The sequence below is a fragment of the Mesorhizobium sp. USDA 3734 genome (assembly GCF_056279665.1).
Genome location: NZ_JBWCCW010000001.1, coordinates 1579892 through 1601364, shown reverse-complemented (window position 1 = coordinate 1601364; position 21473 = coordinate 1579892). Strand labels below are relative to the sequence as shown.

At 64.1% G+C, this 21473-nt stretch carries 23 protein-coding genes; 18 read left to right on the top strand and 5 right to left on the bottom strand.

All coding sequences use genetic code 11. The features are described from left to right. Positions 1-71: 71 nt before the first annotated feature. Positions 72-923: an AraC family transcriptional regulator gene (locus ACZ89F_RS07545; RefSeq protein ID WP_476091117.1), complete on the bottom strand. Its 852-nt coding sequence runs from the start codon at positions 921-923 to the stop codon at positions 72-74. A gap of 188 nt (positions 924-1111) precedes the next feature. On the opposite strand from ACZ89F_RS07545, the gene ACZ89F_RS07540 reads away from it, so the two are divergent. The 9 genes from ACZ89F_RS07540 (at position 1112) to ACZ89F_RS07500 (ending at position 10331) form a co-directional block, all read left to right on the top strand. Next, positions 1112-1867, top strand: a complete 756-nt coding sequence (locus tag ACZ89F_RS07540; RefSeq protein WP_476091116.1) for a phytanoyl-CoA dioxygenase family protein — start codon at positions 1112-1114, stop codon at positions 1865-1867. 230 nt (positions 1868-2097) lie between these two features. Next, a complete protein-coding gene (locus ACZ89F_RS07535) occupies positions 2098-3120 on the top strand; it encodes an ABC transporter permease (RefSeq protein WP_476091115.1) in 1023 nt (340 codons plus the stop codon). A gap of 45 nt (positions 3121-3165) precedes the next feature. Continuing rightward, a complete protein-coding gene (locus ACZ89F_RS07530; protein ID WP_476091114.1) occupies positions 3166-4134 on the top strand; it encodes a sugar ABC transporter substrate-binding protein in 969 nt (322 codons plus the stop codon). Positions 4135-4193: 59 nt separating this feature from the next. Further along, positions 4194-5705: a sugar ABC transporter ATP-binding protein gene (locus ACZ89F_RS07525; protein ID WP_476091113.1), complete on the top strand. Its 1512-nt coding sequence runs from the start codon at positions 4194-4196 to the stop codon at positions 5703-5705. A gap of 11 nt (positions 5706-5716) precedes the next feature. Beyond that, entirely contained in the window at positions 5717-6670 is a 954-nt protein-coding gene (locus ACZ89F_RS07520; RefSeq protein WP_476091112.1) for a ribokinase, read from the top strand. 11 nt (positions 6671-6681) lie between these two features. Continuing rightward, complete coding sequence (gene rbsD / locus ACZ89F_RS07515; protein WP_476091111.1) at positions 6682-7143, top strand: D-ribose pyranase; 462 nt, start codon at positions 6682-6684, stop codon at positions 7141-7143. Position 7144: 1 nt separating this feature from the next. Continuing rightward, on the top strand, positions 7145-7975 hold the full coding sequence (locus ACZ89F_RS07510) for a 3-methyl-2-oxobutanoate hydroxymethyltransferase (protein WP_476091110.1): 831 nt from the start codon (positions 7145-7147) through the stop codon (positions 7973-7975). A gap of 177 nt (positions 7976-8152) precedes the next feature. Further along, positions 8153-8845 (top strand): DUF2270 domain-containing protein, encoded by a 693-nt coding sequence (locus ACZ89F_RS07505; protein WP_476091109.1) that lies wholly within the window; start codon positions 8153-8155, stop codon positions 8843-8845. Between the two features lie 157 nt (positions 8846-9002). Next, on the top strand, positions 9003-10331 hold the full coding sequence (locus ACZ89F_RS07500) for a DUF763 domain-containing protein (RefSeq protein ID WP_476091108.1): 1329 nt from the start codon (positions 9003-9005) through the stop codon (positions 10329-10331). Here the strand turns inward: ACZ89F_RS07500 and ACZ89F_RS07495 are convergent. Then, the gene (locus ACZ89F_RS07495; protein WP_136616333.1) at positions 10328-10471 is read right to left on the bottom strand and encodes a hypothetical protein; all 144 of its coding nucleotides are present in this window, start codon (positions 10469-10471) and stop codon (positions 10328-10330) included. The genes ACZ89F_RS07500 and ACZ89F_RS07495 overlap by 4 nt on opposite strands. A gap of 334 nt (positions 10472-10805) precedes the next feature. Between ACZ89F_RS07495 and ACZ89F_RS07490 the strand changes: the two genes are divergently transcribed. The 6 genes from ACZ89F_RS07490 (at position 10806) to ACZ89F_RS07465 (ending at position 17083) form a co-directional block, all read left to right on the top strand. Then, positions 10806-13067 carry a PAS domain-containing sensor histidine kinase gene (locus ACZ89F_RS07490; RefSeq protein ID WP_476091107.1) on the top strand — a complete coding sequence of 754 codons (2262 nt, stop codon included), beginning with the start codon at positions 10806-10808 and terminating at the stop codon, positions 13065-13067. Positions 13068-13083: 16 nt separating this feature from the next. After that, positions 13084-13452: a response regulator gene (locus tag ACZ89F_RS07485; RefSeq protein WP_476091106.1), complete on the top strand. Its 369-nt coding sequence runs from the start codon at positions 13084-13086 to the stop codon at positions 13450-13452. 317 nt (positions 13453-13769) lie between these two features. Continuing rightward, positions 13770-14213 (top strand): SRPBCC family protein, encoded by a 444-nt coding sequence (locus ACZ89F_RS07480; protein WP_476091105.1) that lies wholly within the window; start codon positions 13770-13772, stop codon positions 14211-14213. A 276-nt stretch (positions 14214-14489) separates the two neighbouring features. Next, positions 14490-15638 carry an amidohydrolase gene (locus ACZ89F_RS07475; RefSeq protein WP_476091104.1) on the top strand — a complete coding sequence of 383 codons (1149 nt, stop codon included), beginning with the start codon at positions 14490-14492 and terminating at the stop codon, positions 15636-15638. A gap of 180 nt (positions 15639-15818) precedes the next feature. Continuing rightward, entirely contained in the window at positions 15819-16301 is a 483-nt protein-coding gene (locus tag ACZ89F_RS07470; protein WP_476091103.1) for a VOC family protein, read from the top strand. Positions 16302-16447: 146 nt separating this feature from the next. Continuing rightward, the gene (locus ACZ89F_RS07465; RefSeq protein WP_476091102.1) at positions 16448-17083 is read left to right on the top strand and encodes a LolA family protein; all 636 of its coding nucleotides are present in this window, start codon (positions 16448-16450) and stop codon (positions 17081-17083) included. Between the two features lie 116 nt (positions 17084-17199). Here ACZ89F_RS07465 and ACZ89F_RS07460 read toward each other — a convergent pair whose 3' ends face one another. The 3 genes from ACZ89F_RS07460 to ACZ89F_RS07450 form a co-directional block, all read right to left on the bottom strand. Continuing rightward, positions 17200-17517: a hypothetical protein gene (locus tag ACZ89F_RS07460; RefSeq protein ID WP_476091101.1), complete on the bottom strand. Its 318-nt coding sequence runs from the start codon at positions 17515-17517 to the stop codon at positions 17200-17202. Positions 17518-17700: 183 nt separating this feature from the next. After that, a complete protein-coding gene (locus ACZ89F_RS07455) occupies positions 17701-17898 on the bottom strand; it encodes a hypothetical protein (RefSeq protein WP_476091100.1) in 198 nt (65 codons plus the stop codon). Between the two features lie 119 nt (positions 17899-18017). Further along, positions 18018-18269 carry a hypothetical protein gene (locus tag ACZ89F_RS07450; protein WP_476091099.1) on the bottom strand — a complete coding sequence of 84 codons (252 nt, stop codon included), beginning with the start codon at positions 18267-18269 and terminating at the stop codon, positions 18018-18020. Positions 18270-18686: 417 nt separating this feature from the next. Here ACZ89F_RS07450 and ACZ89F_RS07445 point away from each other — a divergent pair, with 417 nt between their 5' ends. Genes ACZ89F_RS07445 through ACZ89F_RS07435 form a run of 3 tightly spaced genes read left to right on the top strand, consistent with a single transcriptional unit; the run spans position 18687 to position 21450 of the window. Next, entirely contained in the window at positions 18687-19691 is a 1005-nt protein-coding gene (locus tag ACZ89F_RS07445; RefSeq protein WP_476091098.1) for a sugar ABC transporter substrate-binding protein, read from the top strand. Next, on the top strand, positions 19688-20689 hold the full coding sequence (locus tag ACZ89F_RS07440; RefSeq protein WP_476091097.1) for an ABC transporter permease: 1002 nt from the start codon (positions 19688-19690) through the stop codon (positions 20687-20689). The genes ACZ89F_RS07445 and ACZ89F_RS07440 overlap by 4 nt, the downstream gene beginning before the upstream one ends. Beyond that, positions 20686-21450 carry an ATP-binding cassette domain-containing protein gene (locus tag ACZ89F_RS07435; protein WP_109660272.1) on the top strand — a complete coding sequence of 255 codons (765 nt, stop codon included), beginning with the start codon at positions 20686-20688 and terminating at the stop codon, positions 21448-21450. Before ACZ89F_RS07440 ends, ACZ89F_RS07435 begins: the two co-directional genes overlap by 4 nt. Positions 21451-21473 lie beyond the last annotated feature (23 nt).

Below are 21473 nucleotides of genomic sequence, written 5' to 3'. Positions count from 1 at the left end.
TCGGACGCACCGACTCAAAATCTGAACGGCCGCGCCCAACCGCCTGAAAGGATTCGTAAGTATCGGCTGTCCTAACGCCCCGGCGCCGCGCTCAGTTCGCTGCGTCGCCAGGCCGCCGGCGAGATGCCCACCGAGCGCTTGAACTCGCGCCCGAAATGGTAGACGTCGCAGAAGCCGCAGGCCTCGGCCACTTCGGCCAGCGGCTGGTCGCCCTGCACCAGCAGCGACTGCGCCTGCATCAGCCGCTCGCGCATCAGCCATTGGTGCGGGCTGGTGCGCAGATGCTTCTGGAACAGCCGCCTTATCTGCGAGGCGCCGAGGCTGGTGACGGTGGCGAGATCAGGAGCCGTCCAGGCGGAGCCGGGCGCGGCACGCATGGCGTCGAGTGCGGCGGCAAGCGGCTTCGGCAGATCGTCATTGCCGGCGCCGTTCACCGCGCGGTCGACCAGAAGCAGGAATTCGGCGACCAGCTGGTTGAGGCGCAGGTCGAGCCCGGCGTCGCGCCGCCGCAACGCCGCGAACAGCCGCTCGAACCATGGCGCCGGGCCGCTTCCTTCCGTGAACACGGTCCGCAATATCCCTTCACCGAACAATTTGCGCCGCAAGATGGCCGGATCGGGCCCGTCGAGCCTGAACCAGAGCAAGGTCCAGGGATCGGCCGGATCGGCCGCGTGCACGTGCGGCGCCTCGTTGGCCATCCACACCAGCTGGTTGGCGCGCACCTCCAGCCTTTGCCCCAGCGTCTCCACGAAACCCCGGCCCGACAGGCAATAGAGGATGTCCTGGCCGGGATAGACGGGCCGTTCGATGCGGTAATCGGGCGCCGCTGCGACCTTGCCGGCACGCAGCACGCTGAACGCCGTGCGCGTCCACCCGGCGGCCGGCACATAGTGGAAACTCTCGAAAACCGACGTCTTTGCCATGATGCGCGTTTTATACAAAACAAGTGCCTTGCTGTCCATTTTGTTCGTTGCCAGGCGTCGCTATGGTCGCTCTCAAGAGGACGGGATTTCGGCAGGCAGCGGCCGGATCCCCCAAGTTTTGCGGGCTTTCCGGGCGCCTTGCGCCAGCGGCGGCCCCGATGGACCAGGGAGGCAAGACGATGTTGGCGATGACCAAGCAGGAAACCGAGCTCTACGCCCGCGACGGGTACATTATCCGCAGGGGGCTACTGAGCGTCGCGGAAGTGGAGGATTTCCGTAACCACGCCCGCAAGCAGCTCGAGGCCGAGAACAAGAGCGGTGCCGTGATGGCCAAGGGCGACAAGGAGGGCAAGACCACACTTCTGAAGATGTGGACCAAGGCCGAGGACGACAAATACGGTCTTCTGGCCCGCGACGAACGCATGGTCGATCTGGCCGAGGCCGCCGTCGGCAAGCCGATCTATCTCTACAGCCACAAGATGACGATGAAGCAGCCCAATGAGGGCGGCGCCTGGGAATGGCACCAGGATTTCGGCTACTGGTACAATTACGGCTGCCTGGCGCCCGAGATGATGAGCATCTATGTCGCGCTCGACAAGGCGACGCGCGAGAACGGCTGCCTGCAGGTGCTGAAAGGCACGCACAAGCTCGGCCGTCTCAACCACATCAGGGAGAACGACCAGACCAATGTCGAGCAGGAACATCTGGACGCGGCGCTGAAACGCTTCGAGCACATCTATGTCGAGATGGAAGCCGGCGACGCGCTGATCTTCGACGGCAATCTGCTGCACCGCTCCGATGCCAACCGTTCGGACACCTATCGCTGGGGCTACATCTGCTCCTACAACGCCGTCGAGAACGCGCCTTTCAAGAAGGTGCGCGACTACGGAAATTACGACGAGATGCGCAAGGTGCCGGCCGGGTCCTTCCGCAAGGCGTCCTGACGCCACGAACACAGGGTATGGGCGGTCAGCCCACGCCCGGCCACGATCCAGGGAGTCGCAACCGGACTCCCGAAAAATCATGGCCGAACAGGGAGATAGAGCCTGATCCTGAATCAGTTTGGGACCGGCTCTGAAGCAACGGCCCGTGCATGAGCTCGGCTCGGGTCGATGAAACGGAGGAGTGGCCACGCTGGTGAGGACCGGCTGGCCACGCGCAGGGAGGATGCTGTATGGCCGATGCGGTCAGGACCGGCGCGCGCGCGCCAGCCACGGACCGATTCACGATGGCGCGGCTGTTGCGGGCGCGCGAGGCAGGCGTGTTCATCGCGCTGCTCGTGCTGTGCCTGTTCCTGTCCTTCGCCACCGAGGGATTCCTGACATCGCTGAACCTGCTCAATGTCGGGCGCCAGATCTCCCTGCTCGGGATCATGGCGGTCGGCATGACGTTCGTGTTGATCGCCGGCGAGGTCGACCTGTCGGTCGGCTCGACCTACGCGTTCTCAGGCCTCGCCACCGGCATGCTGATCATTGCCGGCTGGACGCTGCTGCCGGCGATCGGCGTCGGCTTGCTCACCGGCGTCGCCATCGGCCTGATCAACGGCGTGCTTTCCACCTATGGCCGCCTGCCCTCGCTGATCGCGACGCTCGGCATGCTCTCCATCGTGCGTGGCGCGGCCCTCATCCTGACCAACGGCCAGCCGGTGACGGTCAACGCCCGCAACGGCGCGTTGCCGGAAGTGCTGCAGACCTTCTCCTTCATCGGCCAGGGCTACCTGTTCACCATCATCCCGATGCAGCTGGTGTTCTTCGTCATCGTCGCCGTTCTGGCCTGGATCGTGCTGTCCTTCTCCAATTTCGGCTTCCGCGTCTATGCCGTCGGCGGCAGCGCCAAGGCCGCGCGTGTCTCCGGCATCTCCGTCAACAAGGTCAAGATATCAGCCTTCATCCTGATGGGCCTGCTCGCCGCCCTCGCCGGAATTCTGGGCCTCGCCTTCCTGCCCTCCAGCCAGGCCGGGCGCACCGGGCTCGGCCTGGAGCTCGATGTCATCGCCGCCACCATCGTCGGCGGCGCCTCGCTGTCGGGCGGCGAAGGCACCATCCTCGGCACCATTCTGGGCGTGCTGATCATCGGCGTCATGCGCAACGGCCTGGTGCTGCTCGGCGTATCGCCCTTCGTGCAGGAACTGATGATCGGCCTGGTCATCATCATCGCGGTCGGCATCGACAAATGGAGCACGCGCCGAACGGGTTAGTCGCAGAAAACAGAAGCAACCAGAACCAAAAAGGGAGGACTATCCATGAACATCAGACACGTCATTCTCGCAGCCGCGCTCGGCCTGCTTCCGCTGTCGGCGCACGCCGAATCCAAGCTCGCCGATTTCACGCTGGCGCCGCGCATCAAGGCCAAGATCGATGCCGGGCAGCCGCTCGACATCTACGTCTCCTACCATGACGTCTCCAACGAATTCGCGCCGTTCATGAAGGCCGGCGTCGAGCGCGCCGCCAAGGAGGACAAGGTCGGCGCCCAGTTCATCGGCCCCGTCGGCGCCGATGCCGACGGCCAGATCTCGGAGATCGAGACGCTGATGGGCAAGATGGACGGGCTGGCGATCTCCTCCGTCTCCACAGACGCGCTGGCGCCAGTGATCGACCGCGTCATCGCCGCCGGCATCCCGGTCGTCACCTTCAACACCGACAATCCGGAGAGCAAGCGCCTGGCCTTCGCCGGCCAGGATCTCGTCCAGTCCGGCCGTGAGGCCGGCAAGCTGATGGCCAAGGTGCTGGGCGGCAAGGGCAAGGTGATGATCACCACCATCGACGCCGCCGCTCAGTGGTCACTCGACCGCGAGAAGGGTGCGCGTGAGGCGCTGAAGGCCGAACCCGGCATCGAGGTGGTCTCGACGCTCAACACCGGCACCGACCCGCAGAAGATCTACGCGGCGATCGAGAACGCCATGCTCGCCAATCCTTCGATATCAGGTGTCTTGTCGCTCGAATGCTGCTCGACGCCGGCCGCCGGCACCTGGGTCGAACGCAACAAGGCCGCGGACAAGGTCAAGGTGGTCGGCTTCGACCTGCTCGACCAGACGGTGCAGTTGGTCCAGGACGGCAATGTCGACGCCACGATCGACCAGGCGCCGGAGAAGCAGGGCTTTGCCGCGGTCGACCTGATCGTGCAGTTCCTCAAGGGCCAGCCGATCAACAATGTCGACACCGGCGTCGGCATCTACACCAAGGAAAACATCGCAGAGGTGGCCAAGAAGTAACAAGCCCGCGTGAAGCGGCTGCCGGCCTTTGCCGGCAGCCGCTCGGTGCCAGCCAGCCAATGACAGAGCAACAGATCCCCATCGTCGAAATCTCCGGCCTGACCAAGCGGTTCCCCGGCGTGCTGGCGCTCGACCGTATTTCCGTCGACTTCCGCGCCGGCGAGGTACATGCCGTCATCGGCGAGAATGGCGCCGGCAAATCGACGCTGATGAACATCCTGGCCGGCGACCTGCAACCGGACGGCGGCGAAATCCGCATCGACGGCAGCCGCGCCACCATTGCCTCGCCGCTGGCCAGCCGCGCCGCCGGCATCACCGTGGTCTACCAGGAACTGGCGCTCTGCCCGACGCTGACCATCGCCGAAAACATCATGATGTCGGACGTGGCCGCGCGCTCGTCGCTGTCCTTCGTGCCGCGCGACCAGATGCGGCGCGAGGCGCGCGCGGCACTGACGCGGCTCGGCATGGGCGCGCTCGACCCCGACACCAGGGTCTCGCGCCTGTCGGTGGCCGAGATGCAGTTGGTCGAGATCGCCGGCGCCATCCGTCAGCGCGCCCGCGTGCTGGTGCTCGACGAACCCAACTCGGCGCTGTCCAAGCGCGAGAGCGAGCGGCTGTTCGAGATCGTCAGGCAATTGCGCGGCGAAGGCGTCACTGTCATCTACGTTTCGCATCATCTCAAGGAAGTGCTCGATCTTGCCGACCGCATCACCGTGATGCGCGACGGCCGCACCATCGAGACCATCGACAGTGACGGCCTGTCGGAGGACCGGCTGATCCGCGCCATGGTCGGCCGCGACCTCGACACGGCGGCGCAATGGTCGCTGCAGCCTGAAGCGCGGTCGGATGACGCGGCAATCGTGCTGTCCGTCGAGAAGCTGACCGCGCCGGGGCTGGACGGGCTGAGCCTTCATGCCCGCGCCGGCGAAATCCTCGGCATTGGCGGCCTGCCGGATTCCGGCAAGGACATGCTGGGTGAGGCGCTGTTCGGCCTGTGCCAGCGCAGCGGCCGCGTCACCATAGACGGCAAGGAATTGCGCGCCGCCGACCCGCAGGCCTCGATCCGCAACGGCATGGCGCTGGTGCCGGCCGACCGACGCGGCGCCGGCGCGCTGCTGTCGATGAGCGTCGCCAACAATGTCGTCTCGGCCTCGCTGCCGCGCTTCTCTATGGCCGGCTTCATGCGGCGCGGTGCCGTGCGCCGCGAGGCCCGCGCGCAGGTCGCCCGGCTTGACGCGCGCATTTCACATCTCGGCCAAAAGCTAGCCACCTTGTCGGGTGGCAACCAGCAAAAAATCATCCTCGGGCGCAGCCTGGTCACCAACCCGCGCGTGCTGGTGCTGCACGAGCCGACACGCGGCGTCGATGTCGGCGCCAAGGCCGAGATCTACGCCATTTTGCGCGGCATCGCCGGCGAAGGCGTGGCGGTGGTGATGATCTCGTCGGAGATTCCCGAATTGATCATGAACGCCGAACGCGTTCTGGTGCTGCGCAATGGCGGCATATCGGGCGAGCTGACCGGAGCCGGCATCAACGAGGAAGCGATCCTGGCGCGTGCCATGGCGTCCTGAACGAGGCATTGATGAGCACACCCAGAATTACCATCGTCGGCAGTTTCGCGGTCGGCCTGACCATGCGGGCGCCAAAACTGCCGATCTTCGGCGAGACGATGCTCGGCACCGATTTCGACATGGGCGCCGGCGGCAAGGGTTCCAACCAGGCGGTGGCCACCGCAAGGCTCGGCGCGCGCTCGGCGCTGGTCGCCATTATCGGCACCGACAAGCTCGCCGGCATTGCCACCGACCTCTATGCCGCCGAGGGCGTCGATGCGAGCCTGGTCACGACGCGAACCGAACGTGCCACCGGCGTCGGCTTCATCATCCTCAACGACAAGGGTGAGAACTTCATCATCCTCGACATGGGTGCCAATGAGCTGATGGATGCCGCGACCGTCGACGCGGCCGAAGAGCGCATTGCGCAAAGCGATGTCGTCATGACCGTGCTTGAAGTGCCGATCGCGGCCGCCGCCCGCGCCATGCAGCTTGGCCGCAAGCATGGCGCCCGCACCATCCTCAATCCCGCACCCGCGCGCCAGCTTCCCGACGCGATCTTCACCAATGTCGATTACCTCACCCCGAACGAGAGCGAATTGCGCATCCTGCTCGGTCTGCCGGCCGACGATCCGCGCTCCTCGCGCGAGCTTGCCGGCGAACTGCGCCGGCGCGGCGTGCGCAACGTGGTGGTGACGCTCGGCCGCAGCGGCGCCCTGATCCTGACTGATGAGCTCGACGTCATGGTGCCAGCCGTGCCCGTCGCCGTGGTCGACACCACCGGCGCCGGCGACGCCTTCAACTCCGGCTTCGCGGTGGCGCTGGCCGAGGGCCGCGACATCGTCGACGCGGTCCGCTTCGGCGTCGTCTGCGGCGGCATCGCCTGCACCCAGCTCGGCGTCATTCCCGGCCTGCCCGAACGCGCTCAGGCCGACGCGCTGTTCGCGGAAGCTCTCAAGACAACATGGCCCCCTAAGACAACATAAAAGGAACAGATATGAACCGGAACCGGCTGCTCAACGCCGAACTGGCGCACGCCATAGCCTCGATGGGCCATGGCGATTTGATGATCGTTTGCGACGCGGGCTTTCCGATCCCGTCGAGTGCCTGGCGCATTGACCTCGCCATCTCGCCCGACGTCCCCGACCTCGAAACCGTGCTGGCGCCGATCGCCGCCAACCTGATCGCCGAGCGCGTCGGCTATGCCGACACGCTGCCGGTGCACAATGCGCCGCTGCTGGCCAAGCTGAAGCAATTGTTCCCCGACGCCGATTTCGAGACCACGACGCACGAGACCATCCTTGGCGAGATGGCGGCCAAGGCCAAGGTCATCGTGCGCACCGGCGCCTTCGACCCGTGGGGCAACATCCTGCTCTATTCCGGCGTCGACGTGCCGGCCTGGTTCTCCAAACCCGGTGTCGTCGCGCCCGACTACTATGCCAAGAAGCTGAAGGGCTGAGATGCCGCGCATCTTCGACTTCGGCGGCCGCGAGGTCGAGCGCAGCGTGACGGTTGCGGATTTGCGCGCGCTGAAGGGCAGCGGACGGCACGCCGCCCAGGTGACGGCCGAAACCGCCGAGGAGGCAGCCGCTGCTGAAGCCGCCGGCATCGAAATGGTCGTCTGTCGCGCCGCCAACGTGCCCCGCGTGCGGGAGGGATCGCGCCGCGTCTTCGTCACCGCCGCGCTCGGCTTTGCCGACGCGGTGACTTCAGACGAGATCCTGCGCACCGCCTTCTCCGCCATTACTTCGGGCGCCGACGCGGTCATCACCGGGCGCGGTCTCGATACCGTGCGCATGCTCGCCAACGAACAGATCCCGGTGATGGGCCATCTCGGTTTTGTGCCGCGCAAATCCACCTGGGTCGGCGGCATCCGGGCGGTCGGCAAGACCGCAGCCGAGGCACTTGAGCTGTGGGACCGTTTTCGCCGGCTGGAAGATGCCGGCGCCTTTGCCGTCGAATGCGAGATCATCGCGGCTGAGGTGATGGCCGAGATCAACCGCCGCACCTCGCTGGTCACCGTGTCGCTCGGCTCGGGCGCGGAGGCCGACGTGATCTTCCTGTTCACCTCGGACATTTGCGGCGAGAGCGTCCGCCTGCCCCGCCATGCGCGCGCCTGGGGCAATCTGGCCGTTCTGCAAAAGGCAGTGAGGGACGCGCGCGTCGAGGCTTTGTCGGGCTTCCGCAACGAGGTCGCGGGCGGCAGCTATCCCGCCAACGCCGAAGTCGCCGGCATTGCGCAGGCAGAGCTTGACGATTTTCGCGAGCGGCTGGAGGCGGAACGGGATTAGACGGTCCCGGGGCGGACCCTCCCCGCCCCAATCTACGACACCAGCGGCATCGGCACCTTCCCGCCGGCGGGCGATGCAGCAGCCATGCGCGCACCTGCGGCTTGAAGTCCGGGCAATCGATGACTTCCACCGGAACGAGATCAAATCTGATGCGTTTTATCTGGTTGGGAGGAAGCCATGAACGATGCGCCGGCAACGCCTATCGGCAGGCCGCTTTCGTCAGGCGAACTGGTCACCGTGATGTCGCATTTCCACCGCGCCGAGATCGCCCGCATGGCCGGTTGGCGCGACCGCCTCGACCGCACGAGCAATTGGGCGATCACCGTTGTCGCCGCCATGCTGTCAGTGTCGCTGTCGACGGCCAGTGCCCATCACGGCGTGCTGCTTTTCGCCATGCTGCTGGTACTCCTTCTGTTATGGATCGAGGCGCGTCGCTACCGGTTCTTCGATGTCTATCGCGCCCGCGTGCGCCAGTTCGAGCGCCACTATTTCGCGCAGATCTTCTCGCCGCAGCCGGACTTCGCTTCTGACTGGCTGCTGATCGTCGGCGAAAGCCTGCGCACGCCGAAGTTCCTGGTCTCGCAAAGGGTGGCGCTGGCGCGGCGTTTGCGCCGCAACTACCTGCATATGATGCTGATTCTGCTCCTCGCCTGGATCCTCAAACTGTCGACGCCGAGCCTGATCGATCAAGCTGTGCCGCCCGGCTTCGTCGGCACATTGCGCGAGGCCGTCAGCGCCGCCGCCCTCGGTCCCATTCCGGGTGCAGTCATTGTCGCCGTGGTTGCGCTCCTCTACGCCGGCCTCCTGGCGGCTGCCTTCCTGACGCCTGGCGACGACGGCGAACTCTCCTTCGGCGACGTCCATGTCTAGAAGAGCCGACTGAAGAAAATCATTGCCAGACAGTGAGATAGAGCCCCAACCTGATTCAGGTCCCGAATCGGCGTTCGCGCATCCGCTTGCAAATCGCCGCCCCGGTGCCATCTCTATCCGAGGCTGCCGGTGCCCGACTCACCGGCCGGAGGTATCAGTGACGCAGCGAAGCGGCAGCGCCGACCTGCCGCTCCATGGCGGGCGGGTTCCGAAATGGCTGGGCGATCGCATGACGCGCCTGGGTGCGCTGCTGTGCGAAGCCATCATCCACCACTATGGCCGCGACGAGTTGCTGCGCCGGCTGGCGCATCCGTTCTGGTTCCAGTCCTTCGGTGCGGTGATGGGCATGGACTGGCATTCCTCCGGCATCACCACCAGCGTCATCGGCGCGCTGAAGCGCGGGCTGACACCGCTGTCGGGCGAACTCGGCATCCATGTCTGCGGCGGGCGCGGCACCCATTCGCGCAAGACGCCGCATGAACTCGAGGCGATCGGCGAGCGTGTCGGCTTCGACGGCAAGGCTCTGGCCACGGCCAGCCGGCTGGTCGCCAAGGTCGACAGCGCCGCCGTGCAGGACGGCTTCGATCTCTATCTGCACGGCTTCATCGTCACCGATGACAGCCATTGGGTGGTCGTCCAGCAAGGCATGAACGGCGACAGCAAGCTGGCGCGTCGCTACCACTGGCTCTCTGAAGGCCTGAAAAGCTTCGTCGACGAGCCGCATGCGGCCATCGAGGGCGAGCGGCAGGGCGAGATCGTCAATCTCACCGATCACCGCGCCGAGGCCTCGCGCAGCGGCCAGCTGGACCTGTTGCGCCAACTCGGTCCCGACAGCATCGTGCGCGAGTTTGCCGCCATCGAACCATCGGCAAAGCCGCAATCCGCCCAGCCGATGCTGCCCAATCTGGTCATGCCGGCCCACCATGATGTGCGCGAAAGCGATATCGTCATGCGCCGCCTGCACGGCAACATTTCCGCGGCGATCGAAAGCGGCCCGGCGGATTTTCCCGAACTGCTGCTGGTGCCGGGCGTCGGCGCCCGCACCGTGCGAGCGCTGGCGATGGTGGCCGAGGTCGTGCATGGCGCGCCGTGCCGCTTCTCCGATCCGGCGCGGTTTTCGCTGGCGCATGGCGGCAAGGACCGGCATCCCTCTCCGGTGCCGCTGAAAGTCTATGACGAGACCATCGCGGTGATGAAGTCCGCGGTGCGCAAGGCAAAGCTCGGCAATGAGGAGGAACTCGGCGCCCTGCAGCGGCTGGACGGCCAGGCGCGGCGGCTGGAGCGCTACGTCACCGGGCCGAGCCTGAAGGAGATCGTCGCCGGCGAATTCGACCAGTCGCACCAGCTCGGCGGCCGCAGCGTCTTCGGCTGGGAGCCGCCTCCCGCCGACGCCCCGGCGCCGTCCCAGGACTCTGTCCGCGAAAGTTTTGCCGGCAGCCAAGGCCATAGGCGGCAAGCGACATTAGTGGATGGTCGCCGGTCCTAGATGCCGAAAAACTGCTTGCCGATCATGTAGCCCAGCGCCGCTGCGACCAGCGGGAACAGAGCCGGTGCGGCCTTGCCGAACAAGGAGACTTTGGCATCCTTTGGCGGCATGTAACGTGCGTTGCCGAGATTCTTGGTCATGGCGTACCCCCGAGGTCGACCTCTTCATTAGCCAATACTGATTAACAGCATGGCCGCATTAACGGTTTGCAAAAAAAATAGGTCGAATTGCCGGCTATCGCCTGCCTGTCCCCGACCTAATGCTCGGCAACCATAGGAAAATCGGCGCTCGGCGGGAACCGAATGGATCGTCCCGTGTTGTGGCGCTCGGGGGCATGATGTTCGAGATTTCATCAAACACCGGCAACAGCTCAGCTCGCTTGTGGCTGAACAGGCCATGCGGCTGGTCGTCCGGAGACTCTGACACGTTAGCCAATCCCCCTTCGAAACAACGCCGACGGATCCATGAGACGCCATGCCAGACTCCAGCACAATCGTAGTCGATCGTAGGCATGCTTTCCTCGCCGGCGGCGGCCGGCTTGGCTGCCTGATCGCAGCCTTCGACTGGGCGTCGACCTCGATCGGGCCGATAGAAGGCTGGCCGCAAAGCCTGAAGACGGCGGTGTCGCTCATCCTGCGCTCGAACGTGCCGATCGTCATGCTGTGGGGCGAGGACGGCGTCATGATCTACAATGACGGCTATTCGGAATTCGCCGGCGGCCGCCACCCCCGACTTCTCGGTTCCAAGGTGCGCGAAGGTTGGCCCGAAGTGGCCGATTTCAACGACAACATCATGAAGGTGTGCCTGGCCGGCGGCACGCTTGCCTATCGCGAGCAGGTGTTGACGCTCAATCGCACGGGAAAACCCGAGCAGGTATGGCTCGATCTCGATTATTCCCCGGTGCTCGACGAAAGCGGCGAGCCGGCTGGCGTCATCGCCATCGTCATCGAAACGACCGCGAAGGTCGCGGCCGAGCGCTGGCGGTCGAGCGAGCGCGACCGGCAGCGCCAGATGTTTGAACAGGCGCCTGGTTTCATGGCCATGCTGTCCGGCCCACAGCATGTCGTCGACCTGACAAACGCCGCCTACATGCAACTTGTCGGCCACCGTGACATCATCGGCATGCCGATCCGGCAGGCCCTGCCCGAGGTCGAGGGACAAGGGTTTTTCGAGCTGCTAGACCAGGTTTTCACCTCCGGCGAAGCCTTCATCGGCTACGCGCTGAAGGCCGAATTGCAGCGCACACCTGGAGCCGCGACCGAAGAGCGCTTCATCGATCTCGTCTATCAACCGGTGCGCAACCCCTCGGGCGACGTCTTCGGCATCTTCGTGCAAGGTGTTGACGTCACCGACCGGCTGATTGCCGAACAGGCGCTGCGCCAGAGCGAGATGCAGTTTCGTACCTTCGCCGAGGCGATGCCCAACCATGTCTGGACCGCCGCGCCAGACGGCTCGCTCGACTGGTTCAACCCGCGCGTCTACGACTATTCGGGTGCCAGGCCGGGTGAACTCGACGGCCAGGCCTGGGCCGCGATCGTGCATCCCGACGATGTCGGCCCGGCAGCGGAGAAATGGCGGCAGGCGCTGTCGGCCGGCCTGTTCTACGAGACCGAGTTCCGGCTGCGACGGCAGGACGGCGCCTATCGCTGGTTCATCGCACGCGCCGTACCGATCCGCGACAGCGACGGCGCCATCCTGCGCTGGATCGGCACCAACACCGATATCGATGACCAGAAGCAGGCGACGCAGGCCCTGCTGCAGAGCGAGCGCCGCTTGCAGCTGTCGCAAAATGCGGCAGGCATCGCCGCGCTGGAGCTCGATATCGCCAGCGGGACCGTGGTCGGCTCCGAGGGCTTCTGGGATCTCTGGGGTCTCTCCGCGCGCGAGAGCGTGCATATCAGCGTTCTGGAAAACATCGTCATTCCCGAGGACAAGGACGTCCGCTCCAACCCCGAGACGCGCAGGCAGGGCACCGCGGCGCCTGCCGTCGAATACCGGATTCGCCGGCCCGACAATGGCGAGCTGCGCTGGCTGTCGCGCCATATCGACTTCGTCCATGACGAGACCGGCAAGCCGATCAAGATGTTCGGGGTCATGCAGGACGTCACCGACCGGCGCGAAGCGCAGGCGCGGCAGGAACTCCTGACCCACGAACTGGAGCACCGCATCAAGAATATCCTGGCCATGGTCGCGGCCATCGCCTCGCAGACCTTGCGCAACACCGACATCGCGACCGCCAGCGCCACCTTCAACGAAAGGCTGCGGGCACTGGCAAACGCCCATGACATTCTCAACAAGACGCGCTGGACCAGCGCCTCCATCCGCGAGGTGGTCGACAACACCATTGCCGCCTTCCCGGTCAATCAGATCTCGGTTTCGGGACCGGCGCTGCCGATCAATCCGAAGATGGCGCTGACGCTCGCTCTCGCCGTCAACGAGCTCGCCACAAACGCGCTGAAATATGGCGCGCTGTCGGTATCGGACGGCAAGGTATCGATCGAATGGTCGCTGCAGCAGCCGTACGAGACTTCAGGCGAACCGCGCCTGATCTGGCGCTGGCGCGAAAGTGGCGGTCCGCCGGTGACGCCGCCCAGCCGGCGCGGCTTCGGCCGCTTCCTGGTCGAGCGTGTGCTTGGCACGGATTTCGGCGGTTCCGTGCAGATCGACTACCATCTCGACGGGGTCGAATGTGTCCTGAATGCACCGGCACCCCAGTTGCCGACAGCGCCCTACTGACTAGATAGAGCGTATCATGACAGTTCCGTCCCCTGCCACCATCCTCATCGTCGAAGACGAAGCGTTCCTGCTGTTTGCCATCGCCGACGAATTGCGGGAGGCCGGGTTCGACGTACTGGAAGCCACCAACGCCGATCAGGCGATCCGGATTTTGGAGACACGGCAGGATATCGCCATCCTGTTCACCGACATCGACATGCCGGGATCGATGGACGGCCTGCGCCTGTCGGCCGCCGTGCGCGACCGCTGGCCGCCGGTCAAGATCATCGTCACCTCCGGCAAGCGCCGGCCGACCCAGGATGCGATGCCGAGCGGCGGCGTCTTCCTACCCAAGCCCTATGCCCCGGAGACGGTCGCCGCGACCATCCACGGATTGCTCGCATAGGCTGACGCCTTCGGTACAGGATCGTTATGAACAAGAGGATAGAGCGGGATTCCGATTCAGCGAATGAACACCGGCACCTATCCGCCGAGATGGGGGCGATGCAGGTCGTCCGGGTTGGTTGAGCAACTTCTGCACTCGGGCCGTGCGAAGGCATCGGCCCGGAACTTCTGATGAACTGTACGTTCCCGCTTCAATGCGGCCGCCAGCCGGTCAGGCCGCAGTCACGCACTTTAAGAAAATCAGAGAGCCTTTGTCGGATTGACCGAGCCTCGTTCGTCCTTGGAGTATCGAATGGCAATCATGAAAGGATACAGGATATGCCCGGCACCGTACGTTTGCATCGCGTTCTGACAACCAGCCCGGAGAAGGTCTATCGCGCCTTCGTTGAAGCGGACGCACTGGCCAAGTGGCTTCCGCCGAACGGCTTCACCTGCACGGTCCATCACCTCGAGGCAAAGGTCGGCGGCACGTTCAAGATGTCCTTCCGCAATTTCACCACCGGCGACAGCCATTCCTTCGGCGGTGAGTATCTCGAACTCGTTCCGGCCGAGCGCCTGCTCTACACCGACAGGTTCGACGATCCCAATCTGCCCGGCGAAATCCGGGTGACCGTAATCTTGAAAAAAGTATCGGTCGGCACCGAAATCGACATCACCCAGGCCGGCATTCCGGACGTCATTCCGGTCGAGGCCTGCTATCTCGGCTGGCAGGAGTCGCTCAGAAACCTGGCAAGGCTCGTCGAACCCGAGATCAATCAATAAGCAGGGCGGTGGAAGCTGCCGCTGGAAGGACCGGCCGTCGATTTGACGTCGACGCCAAGGCAGGCTCGCCGCTCGTTCTTGTCTCTTCAGCGCAGGTCGGAGCGCATCCGCGCACCCCTTCCCAGCCGTTGGCGCAGTAGGAGGCTGCCGCGTTTCTGGCCCCCTGACACCTGAAACTTGGACTGTGGCGGGGGCCGCCATTTATCGCTAGCAATTCATCATCGCGTTTGGACACGCCCGGCGCGTGTCATGAAGAATGCAGCGGAGGCTAAAAGCGTGACCCTGACCAATCGAGATATTGTCGAGTTGACCGCGTGGCGGCGCCAGTTGCACCAGAACCCGGAAATCTCGAACGAAGAGGAGAAGACGGCAAAAGAGGTCGTCGATTTCCTCGCCGATACAGGACCGGACAAGGTGCTGACCGGATTGGGCGGGCACGGCGTGGCGGCGATATACGACAGCGGCAGAGCGGGGCCGACCGTGCTGTTCCGTTCGGAACTCGATGCCTTGCCGATCGAAGAGCTTTCAGGCGTGCCGCATTCCTCGCGCGTGCCCGGCAAGTCGCATATGTGCGGCCATGACGGACACACGGCGATCCTGGCATCACTCGGCCGCCAGTTGGGGCGCGAGAGGCCTGCAAGCGGCCGCGTCGTGCTGATGTTCCAGCCGGCGGAAGAAACCGGCAATGGCGCGGCCGGCGTCGTCGCCGATCCCCGCTTCGGCGAGATCGCGCCGGATTTCGCCTTCTCGCTGCACAATCTGCCCGGCGTACCCTTGGGCGAGGTGCGGGTCAAAACCGGCGTGGTCAACTGCGCTTCACGCGGCATGCGCATCGTGCTGGAGGGCAAGACCGCGCATTCATCCATGCCCGAGACCGGCACCTCGCCGATGCTGGCAATCAGTGAGCTGATGCCGGCGCTGCCGGCACTCGGCAGCGGAACATTCGCCGATGATGACTTCTCCATGGTGACCGTCACCCATGCCGCGATGGGCGAAGCCGTGTTCGGCATCGCGCCTGCTTACGCCGAGGTTTGGGCGACGCTGCGCACCCGCCGCGACGAGCGCATGGCAAACCTGTGCGCCACCGCTGAAGCGCTGGTCGCCAAGATCGCCGGCAAGCACGGCCTTTCCGCCCGCTGGGACTATCACGAGATCTTCGTCGCCAGCGTCAACGCGCCGGATGCGGTGGCGCATCTGCAACGGGCGCTCCAGGAAGAGGGCGTCGTGCACGGCGAAGAAGCCCTGCCGATGCGCGCCTCGGAGGACTTCGGCCTGTTCGGCCACAGCGCTTCGTCGGCGATGTTCTTCCTCGGTGCAGGCGAGCGGCACCCTGCGTTGCACAATCCAGACTATGACTTTCCTGACGACCTGATCCCGATCGGCTCAAAAATCTTCATGCGCACGGCACGCAATCTTCTGGGCTGACGTCTGCCAGATCACCTCTGGCGCGGAAAACGGCATTCCGCCGAGCGCGCTGACGCGAAGCGGTCAGCCGCGCCTGTCGGCTTGCTTGCGCCACGGTGGAGAAAAGCGGTTGGCGACCTATTTCGGAAGGGCTTGGCTGGGACAGACGGAAATCAGGCTTCAGATCGAAAGGAACACGCAATGCCAAAGACGCCGAAGAACACGATTTGCCTCTGGTTCGAAAAGGACGCCGAGGCCGCGGCTCGCTTCTATGCGGAAACCTTTCCAGACACCAGGATGGGCGCCGTTCACCGTGCGCCGAGCGATTTTCCGTCCGGCAAGAAGGGTGACGTGTTGACGGTCGAATTCACCGTTGCCGGCATTCCCTGTATCGGATTGAACGGCGGCTCCGCGTTCAAGCAAAGCGAAGCCTTCTCGTTCCAGATCGCCACGGACGATCAACAGGAAACCGACCGCTACTGGAATGCCATTGTCGGCAATGGCGGCCAGGAAAGCGCGTGCGGCTGGTGCAAGGACAAATGGGGCGTGTCCTGGCAAATCACGCCACGCACGCTGACCGAGGCGATAGCGGCAGGTGGCGACGAAGCCAGGCGCGCCTTTGATGCGATGATGGACATGAAGAAGATCGACGTCGCGGTGATCGACGCGGCGCGGCGCGGCTGACGCTCGACAGGCAAGGGTCGAAGCCGGCCAGTGCAGATATCGCGGTCGGCATGGTCGAGTTTATGTTGCATGCTGCCCAGACGGCTACTGATCTCAAGGCGCGTGATCTCTTTAGATCACGCGCCTGCTCGCGATAGGACAGGTGAATGGCATCTAAAATCAAAAAACTGCTGGGTTTCTGGTTCGCCGTTGTCTGCGCTGCCGCGATAGATGCCGGACTTACGACCGCGATCTCGGCCGCGCCAGTGGACGCGAAGACGATTGCCGATCACTTCTCATCGATAAAGTCGATGTCCGGGGACTTCGTCCAGTCGGGCCCAAAAGCGGAAAAGACCAGCGGCAGGTTTTTTCTCCAACGCCCGGGCAGGATCAGGTTCAACTATGCAGGCCAGTCAGGTATCAGCGTCATTGCAGATGGCAAATCCTTGGTGGTTTACAACAAGAAGCTGAAGACATCGCGGCTTTATGCCCTCTCGAAGACGCCGCTCAAGCTGCTGCTCGACAACAAGGTCGACTTCTCTGGCCGTCGCCTCAAAAGCATCAGAGACGATGGCGCTCAAATTATCATTAAGCTGGCTGACAAGTCGGCCTTCGGCAATTCGAACATTACTATGGTGTTTGACAGGAAATCGCTCGATTTACGCAAATGGAGCCTTACCGACGAAAGGGGCCTCACCACGACGGTCACGATATTCAATGTGAAGCAGGGCGATCGCGCTCCAGCGGGTACCTTCACTATCGATTATGCGGCAAACCGTGAATTCAACACCACAACGAAATAGCGAGCGGATCGCCCCCACGGGGTAAGCCGCAGCCATAGGCCCAGGGAAGTGGCGGATTGTCTCTCGAAGCCGGGGGCAAAACGACAGTGCCGGATTGGATCACGCCGAGCCGGAGGTCATCCGGTCAAAGCCTGGGAGGTATCGTCACCATCGCCTCGATAGCGTTGAAGGCACGACCGGATCGCGCCGCGCGCCACGGCGGTGCCCGCCATCGCCGGAACCAATCCGATCAGCAGCGGTTTACTCAATGAAGGGACCGGAACTCCAAAAAGGACTCTGGACAGATGATTGAAATTCATAGCATCGAAACGGCCAACGCCAGACTGCGCATAAGAACAGCTGAGAACTCTCTTAAGCGCGCGAATGCCTTGCTGGATGAGGAAGGTGGCGTCGCCCTTAATCTCGCATTGTGCGGACGGATAAGGGCTGCGCAAAGGCGCCTCATCGAGGCCAGGGCACGCCTGACGACGATCGATCCCACCAGGACGAATTGATCCACGACGATCGTGATCTCCGACCTACCGCGAGAACGGCGGGGTCTATGAGACCTTCTGAAGCGCCCGACGTGTCGCGGTCGGCGGACGGCGTCGGCACGACCTGCCAGATCGATGGCGGTTCTAGATATCGAGAGCGACCGTCATGCCGCGGACTTCGGCCATTTCCAGCAAAAGGTCCTGCAGTCTTTCATCCAGCGCGACACCAGTCAGCGCCAGGAGTTCGGTGATGCTCTCTCTCATCGATATGACGGCGGTGCCTGTCTTCTCGGCGAGCAGCCGTCCGATGGCCGCTCGGATCAGGTCGTCCTGATCAGACATTGTTTACCTCCCAACACTCTGCAACCTCCCCTTGCCCCCATGCCTGACCGCCGCTTTCGACGACAGGGCGTGATTTCCCTTGCGGTATGATTTTCTGATCCGATGGCGGCTGGCTTTGTTCATGCCAGCAGGTCATCTGAAAGCGAGCGATCGTCTTCATTGGCCCGCCAGCCGTTCAACGCCGCCAAGGATGGCAGCAGCGAAAAATTGCCGGGCTGAACCGTTTCAATCGCTGCAAGCAGCACCAGCGGCACTTCGTGCCGGTAAAGCCCGATGCACGCGTGGCCCTCGACCGTTGCCGGCAATTCCGTGAACGTATCGAAAATCGAGAATGTGCCTGTTGGCTCTTCCAGGATTTCGAAACGCTCCATCCCCAAACCTCCCCCTTGCACAAAAAGCAGCGACCAACGCGGATGCCCTCCAAGAGGTTCCCTTCGAACGGCATTTTTTTCGCGTCTTGGTTGTAGCGCATATCAGTTGGCCAGTCATGCCTTAGGAGACCGCACAGTAAAAATCGCTGCGCACAATTTTAAATCTTGACGCGTGTCAATTTTTTCTAAAACATGCGGAAACGCTGGCATGGCATCGGCCAGCGCTCTGGGAGGAGCAATGCCTGACATCAAAAAGCGCCCGAACCGGGGCTGCGACCCGCACACCACAGGGCGGGCAGCAACCTGTTGGCGGATCGTCGCGCCAGGCGCCGGTGTCGCTTGCGCACCGTCGGACATTGCAGTCGCCCGACAGCGACATTGATGCAGCACATAAAACAATCAGGAGGAGGAAAAACCATGCGCGTGTACAATTGCCTGAAACTCGGCACCAGCCTGCTTGGCGCAGGCATGCTTGCAACCATCGTCTCAGCGCCCGCCCACGCCGAGGATGCGGCGAAAGTCGCGGCCATCGTCAAAGGCCTAGACAACCCGTTCTTCCAGACCATGCAGAAGGGCATCGAGGAGCAGGCCAAGGCCAACGGCGTCAATGTCAGCGTCCAGGCCGCCGCCAATATGGGTGATGCCACCGGCCAGGCCGACCGCCTGACGGCCATGGCCATGCAGGATTTCGATTGCTATCTGGTCAACCCGATCAGCGTCTCCAATCTCGTCCAGGCGCTGGTGCCGGTCGCTCAGAAGAAGAAGCCGATCGTCAACATCGACTCGACCATCGATCCCGAGCAGGCCAAGACCGCCGGCTTTGCCGTCTCGACCTATATCGGCACCGACAATGTCGCCGCCGGCGCGCTGGCCGGCGAAGAGATGCTGAAGCTGGTGCCGAAGGGTTCCAAGGTCGCGCTGGTCGCCGGCATCGTCGGCGATGTCGGCTCCAACGCCCGCATCAAGGGCTTCAAGCAGGCCGTCGAAGGCAAGCTCGAGGTCGTGGTGATGGTCAGCGCCGACTGGGATCGCGAGAAGGCGTTGACCGCCGCCACCGATATCCTTGCCGCCCATCCGGACCTCGCCGGCTTCTTCGCCGCCAACGACATCATGGCACTCGGCGTCGAGCGTGCCGTGCAGACCTCTGGCAAGGACGTCAAGGTGATCGGCCTTGACGGCATCGTCGACGCGCTGAAGTCGATTGCATCAGGCGAACTCACCGCTACCGTCGCGCAATACCCCTATGTCGTCGGCGCCATGGGCGTCGAAGCCTGTGCTATCGCCGCCAAGGGCAAGGAACTGCCCGCCAACGTGCCGGCGCCTGTGCTGTTGATCAACAAGGACAATGCCGAAGCCTCGCTGAAGAACTTTCCGCGTCCCGGCGGCGACTATCCAGATCCCTTCCGCGAGATGCTGAAGTGAGCACACCTGCAGACAACGCGCCCGCCGCCCATTCGGCGGGTGCGGAGGAGAGCCGTCCCTCCCTGGCGGCTCTCCTCCTCGATCCCTCCTTCTGGGCCGACTGGGCATCCGTCGTCGGCCTGGTCGGCCTCGTCATCGTCTTCGGCATCGCCCAGCCGGTGTTTCTCAGCGTCGCCAATCTGCAGGCGCTGCTGCTGGCGGCGGCGATCCTGGTCGTGCTGTCGATCGGCCAGACCTTCGTCGTCGCGACCTCAGGCATCGACCTGTCGCTGGCGGCAGCCGTCATGCTCGGCGCCATCATCCTCGGCCTCGTCAATGCCGCCGGCTACGGCATCTTCATCGCCTGCGTGCTCGCGGTTCTCGCCACCAGCGCCGTCGGCTTCCTCAACGGCCTGATCATCACCGCAGGCAAGATCCCAGACTTCGTGGTGACGCTCGGCACGCTGTCGGGCATCACCGGCCTTGGCCTGATCCTGTCGGGCGGTGAACCGACCATGGTGGGCTCGACGTTCCTGCTCAGGCTCGCCTCCGGCTCGTTCGGACCGTTCGGCTACCCCGTCTGGGTGGCGATCGCAGCCGTCATCGTTGCGCATATCGCGCTCTACCACACGCGCTTCGGGGTGCATCTGCTGGCGACCGGCGGCCAGGCCGAAAGTGCCGGCGCGCTCGGCATCCGCACCGACCGGGTCAAGATCGCCGCCTACACCATTTCCGGTCTCTGCGCCGGCATCGCGGCAATCCTCCTGGTCGCCCGCATCGGCTCGGCCGAACCGCAGATCAACACCAGCCTGCTGCTCAATTCGGTGGCGGCGGTGGTGCTGGGCGGCGTCAGCCTGTTCGGCGGCCGCGCCAGCATTCTGGGACCCGCCATCGGCGCGCTGATGCTCACGGCACTCGTCAACGGCCTGACCTTGCTCAACGTGTCGGCCTTCTACCAACCGCTTGCCGTGGGCGCCATCGTGGTGCTGGCGGCGCTGATCATGCGGTATCAGAAATGAGCGCTCCCCATCACATCCCCGCCACCGAGGCGATCATCGCCTGCGAAGGGCTGAGCAAGCATTTCGGCGGCATCCGCGCCTTCACCGACGTCGCCTTCCAGGCCCGCCGCGGCGAGGTCACCGCCGTCATCGGCGACAACGGCGCCGGGAAGTCGACGCTGATCCGCAGCCTGGTCGGCGTGCATCAGCCCGACGCAGGCAATCTGTTCTTCGACGGCCGCGCACGGCCCTTCGCCAATCCCGACGAGGCGCGCAAGGCCGGCATCGAGACCGTGCACCAGAACCTGGCGCTGATCGACGAACTGACGGTGGCGCAGAACCTGTTCCTCAACCGCGAGATCGTGCGCCGCATCGGCCCCTTCGCTTTCCTCGACCGCAAGGCGATGAAACGCGAGGCCCGTTCCATGCTGTCGCGGCTGTCGATCAACGTGCCGTCAATCAACCAGCGTGTGCGGCGCCTGTCGGGCGGCCAGCGGCAGGCGATCTCGATCTGCCGCGCCGTCGGCTCCGGCGCCAAGCTGGTGGTGATGGACGAACCGACAGCGGCGCTCGGCGTGCAGGAAACGGCAAATGTCGAGGCGCTGATCCGGCGTCTGCGCGAGCAGTCGGTCAGCGTCATCCTGGTCAGCCACAATTTCGATCAGGTCCGCCGCCTGTCCGACCAGATCTGGGTGATGCGGGCCGGAAAGATGGCGGCAACCGTGCGTGCCTCGGAAACATCAGGCAACGAGCTTGTCGCGCTGGTTACCGGCGCGGCCTGATCGGTCAATCAACAGCTGGCCGT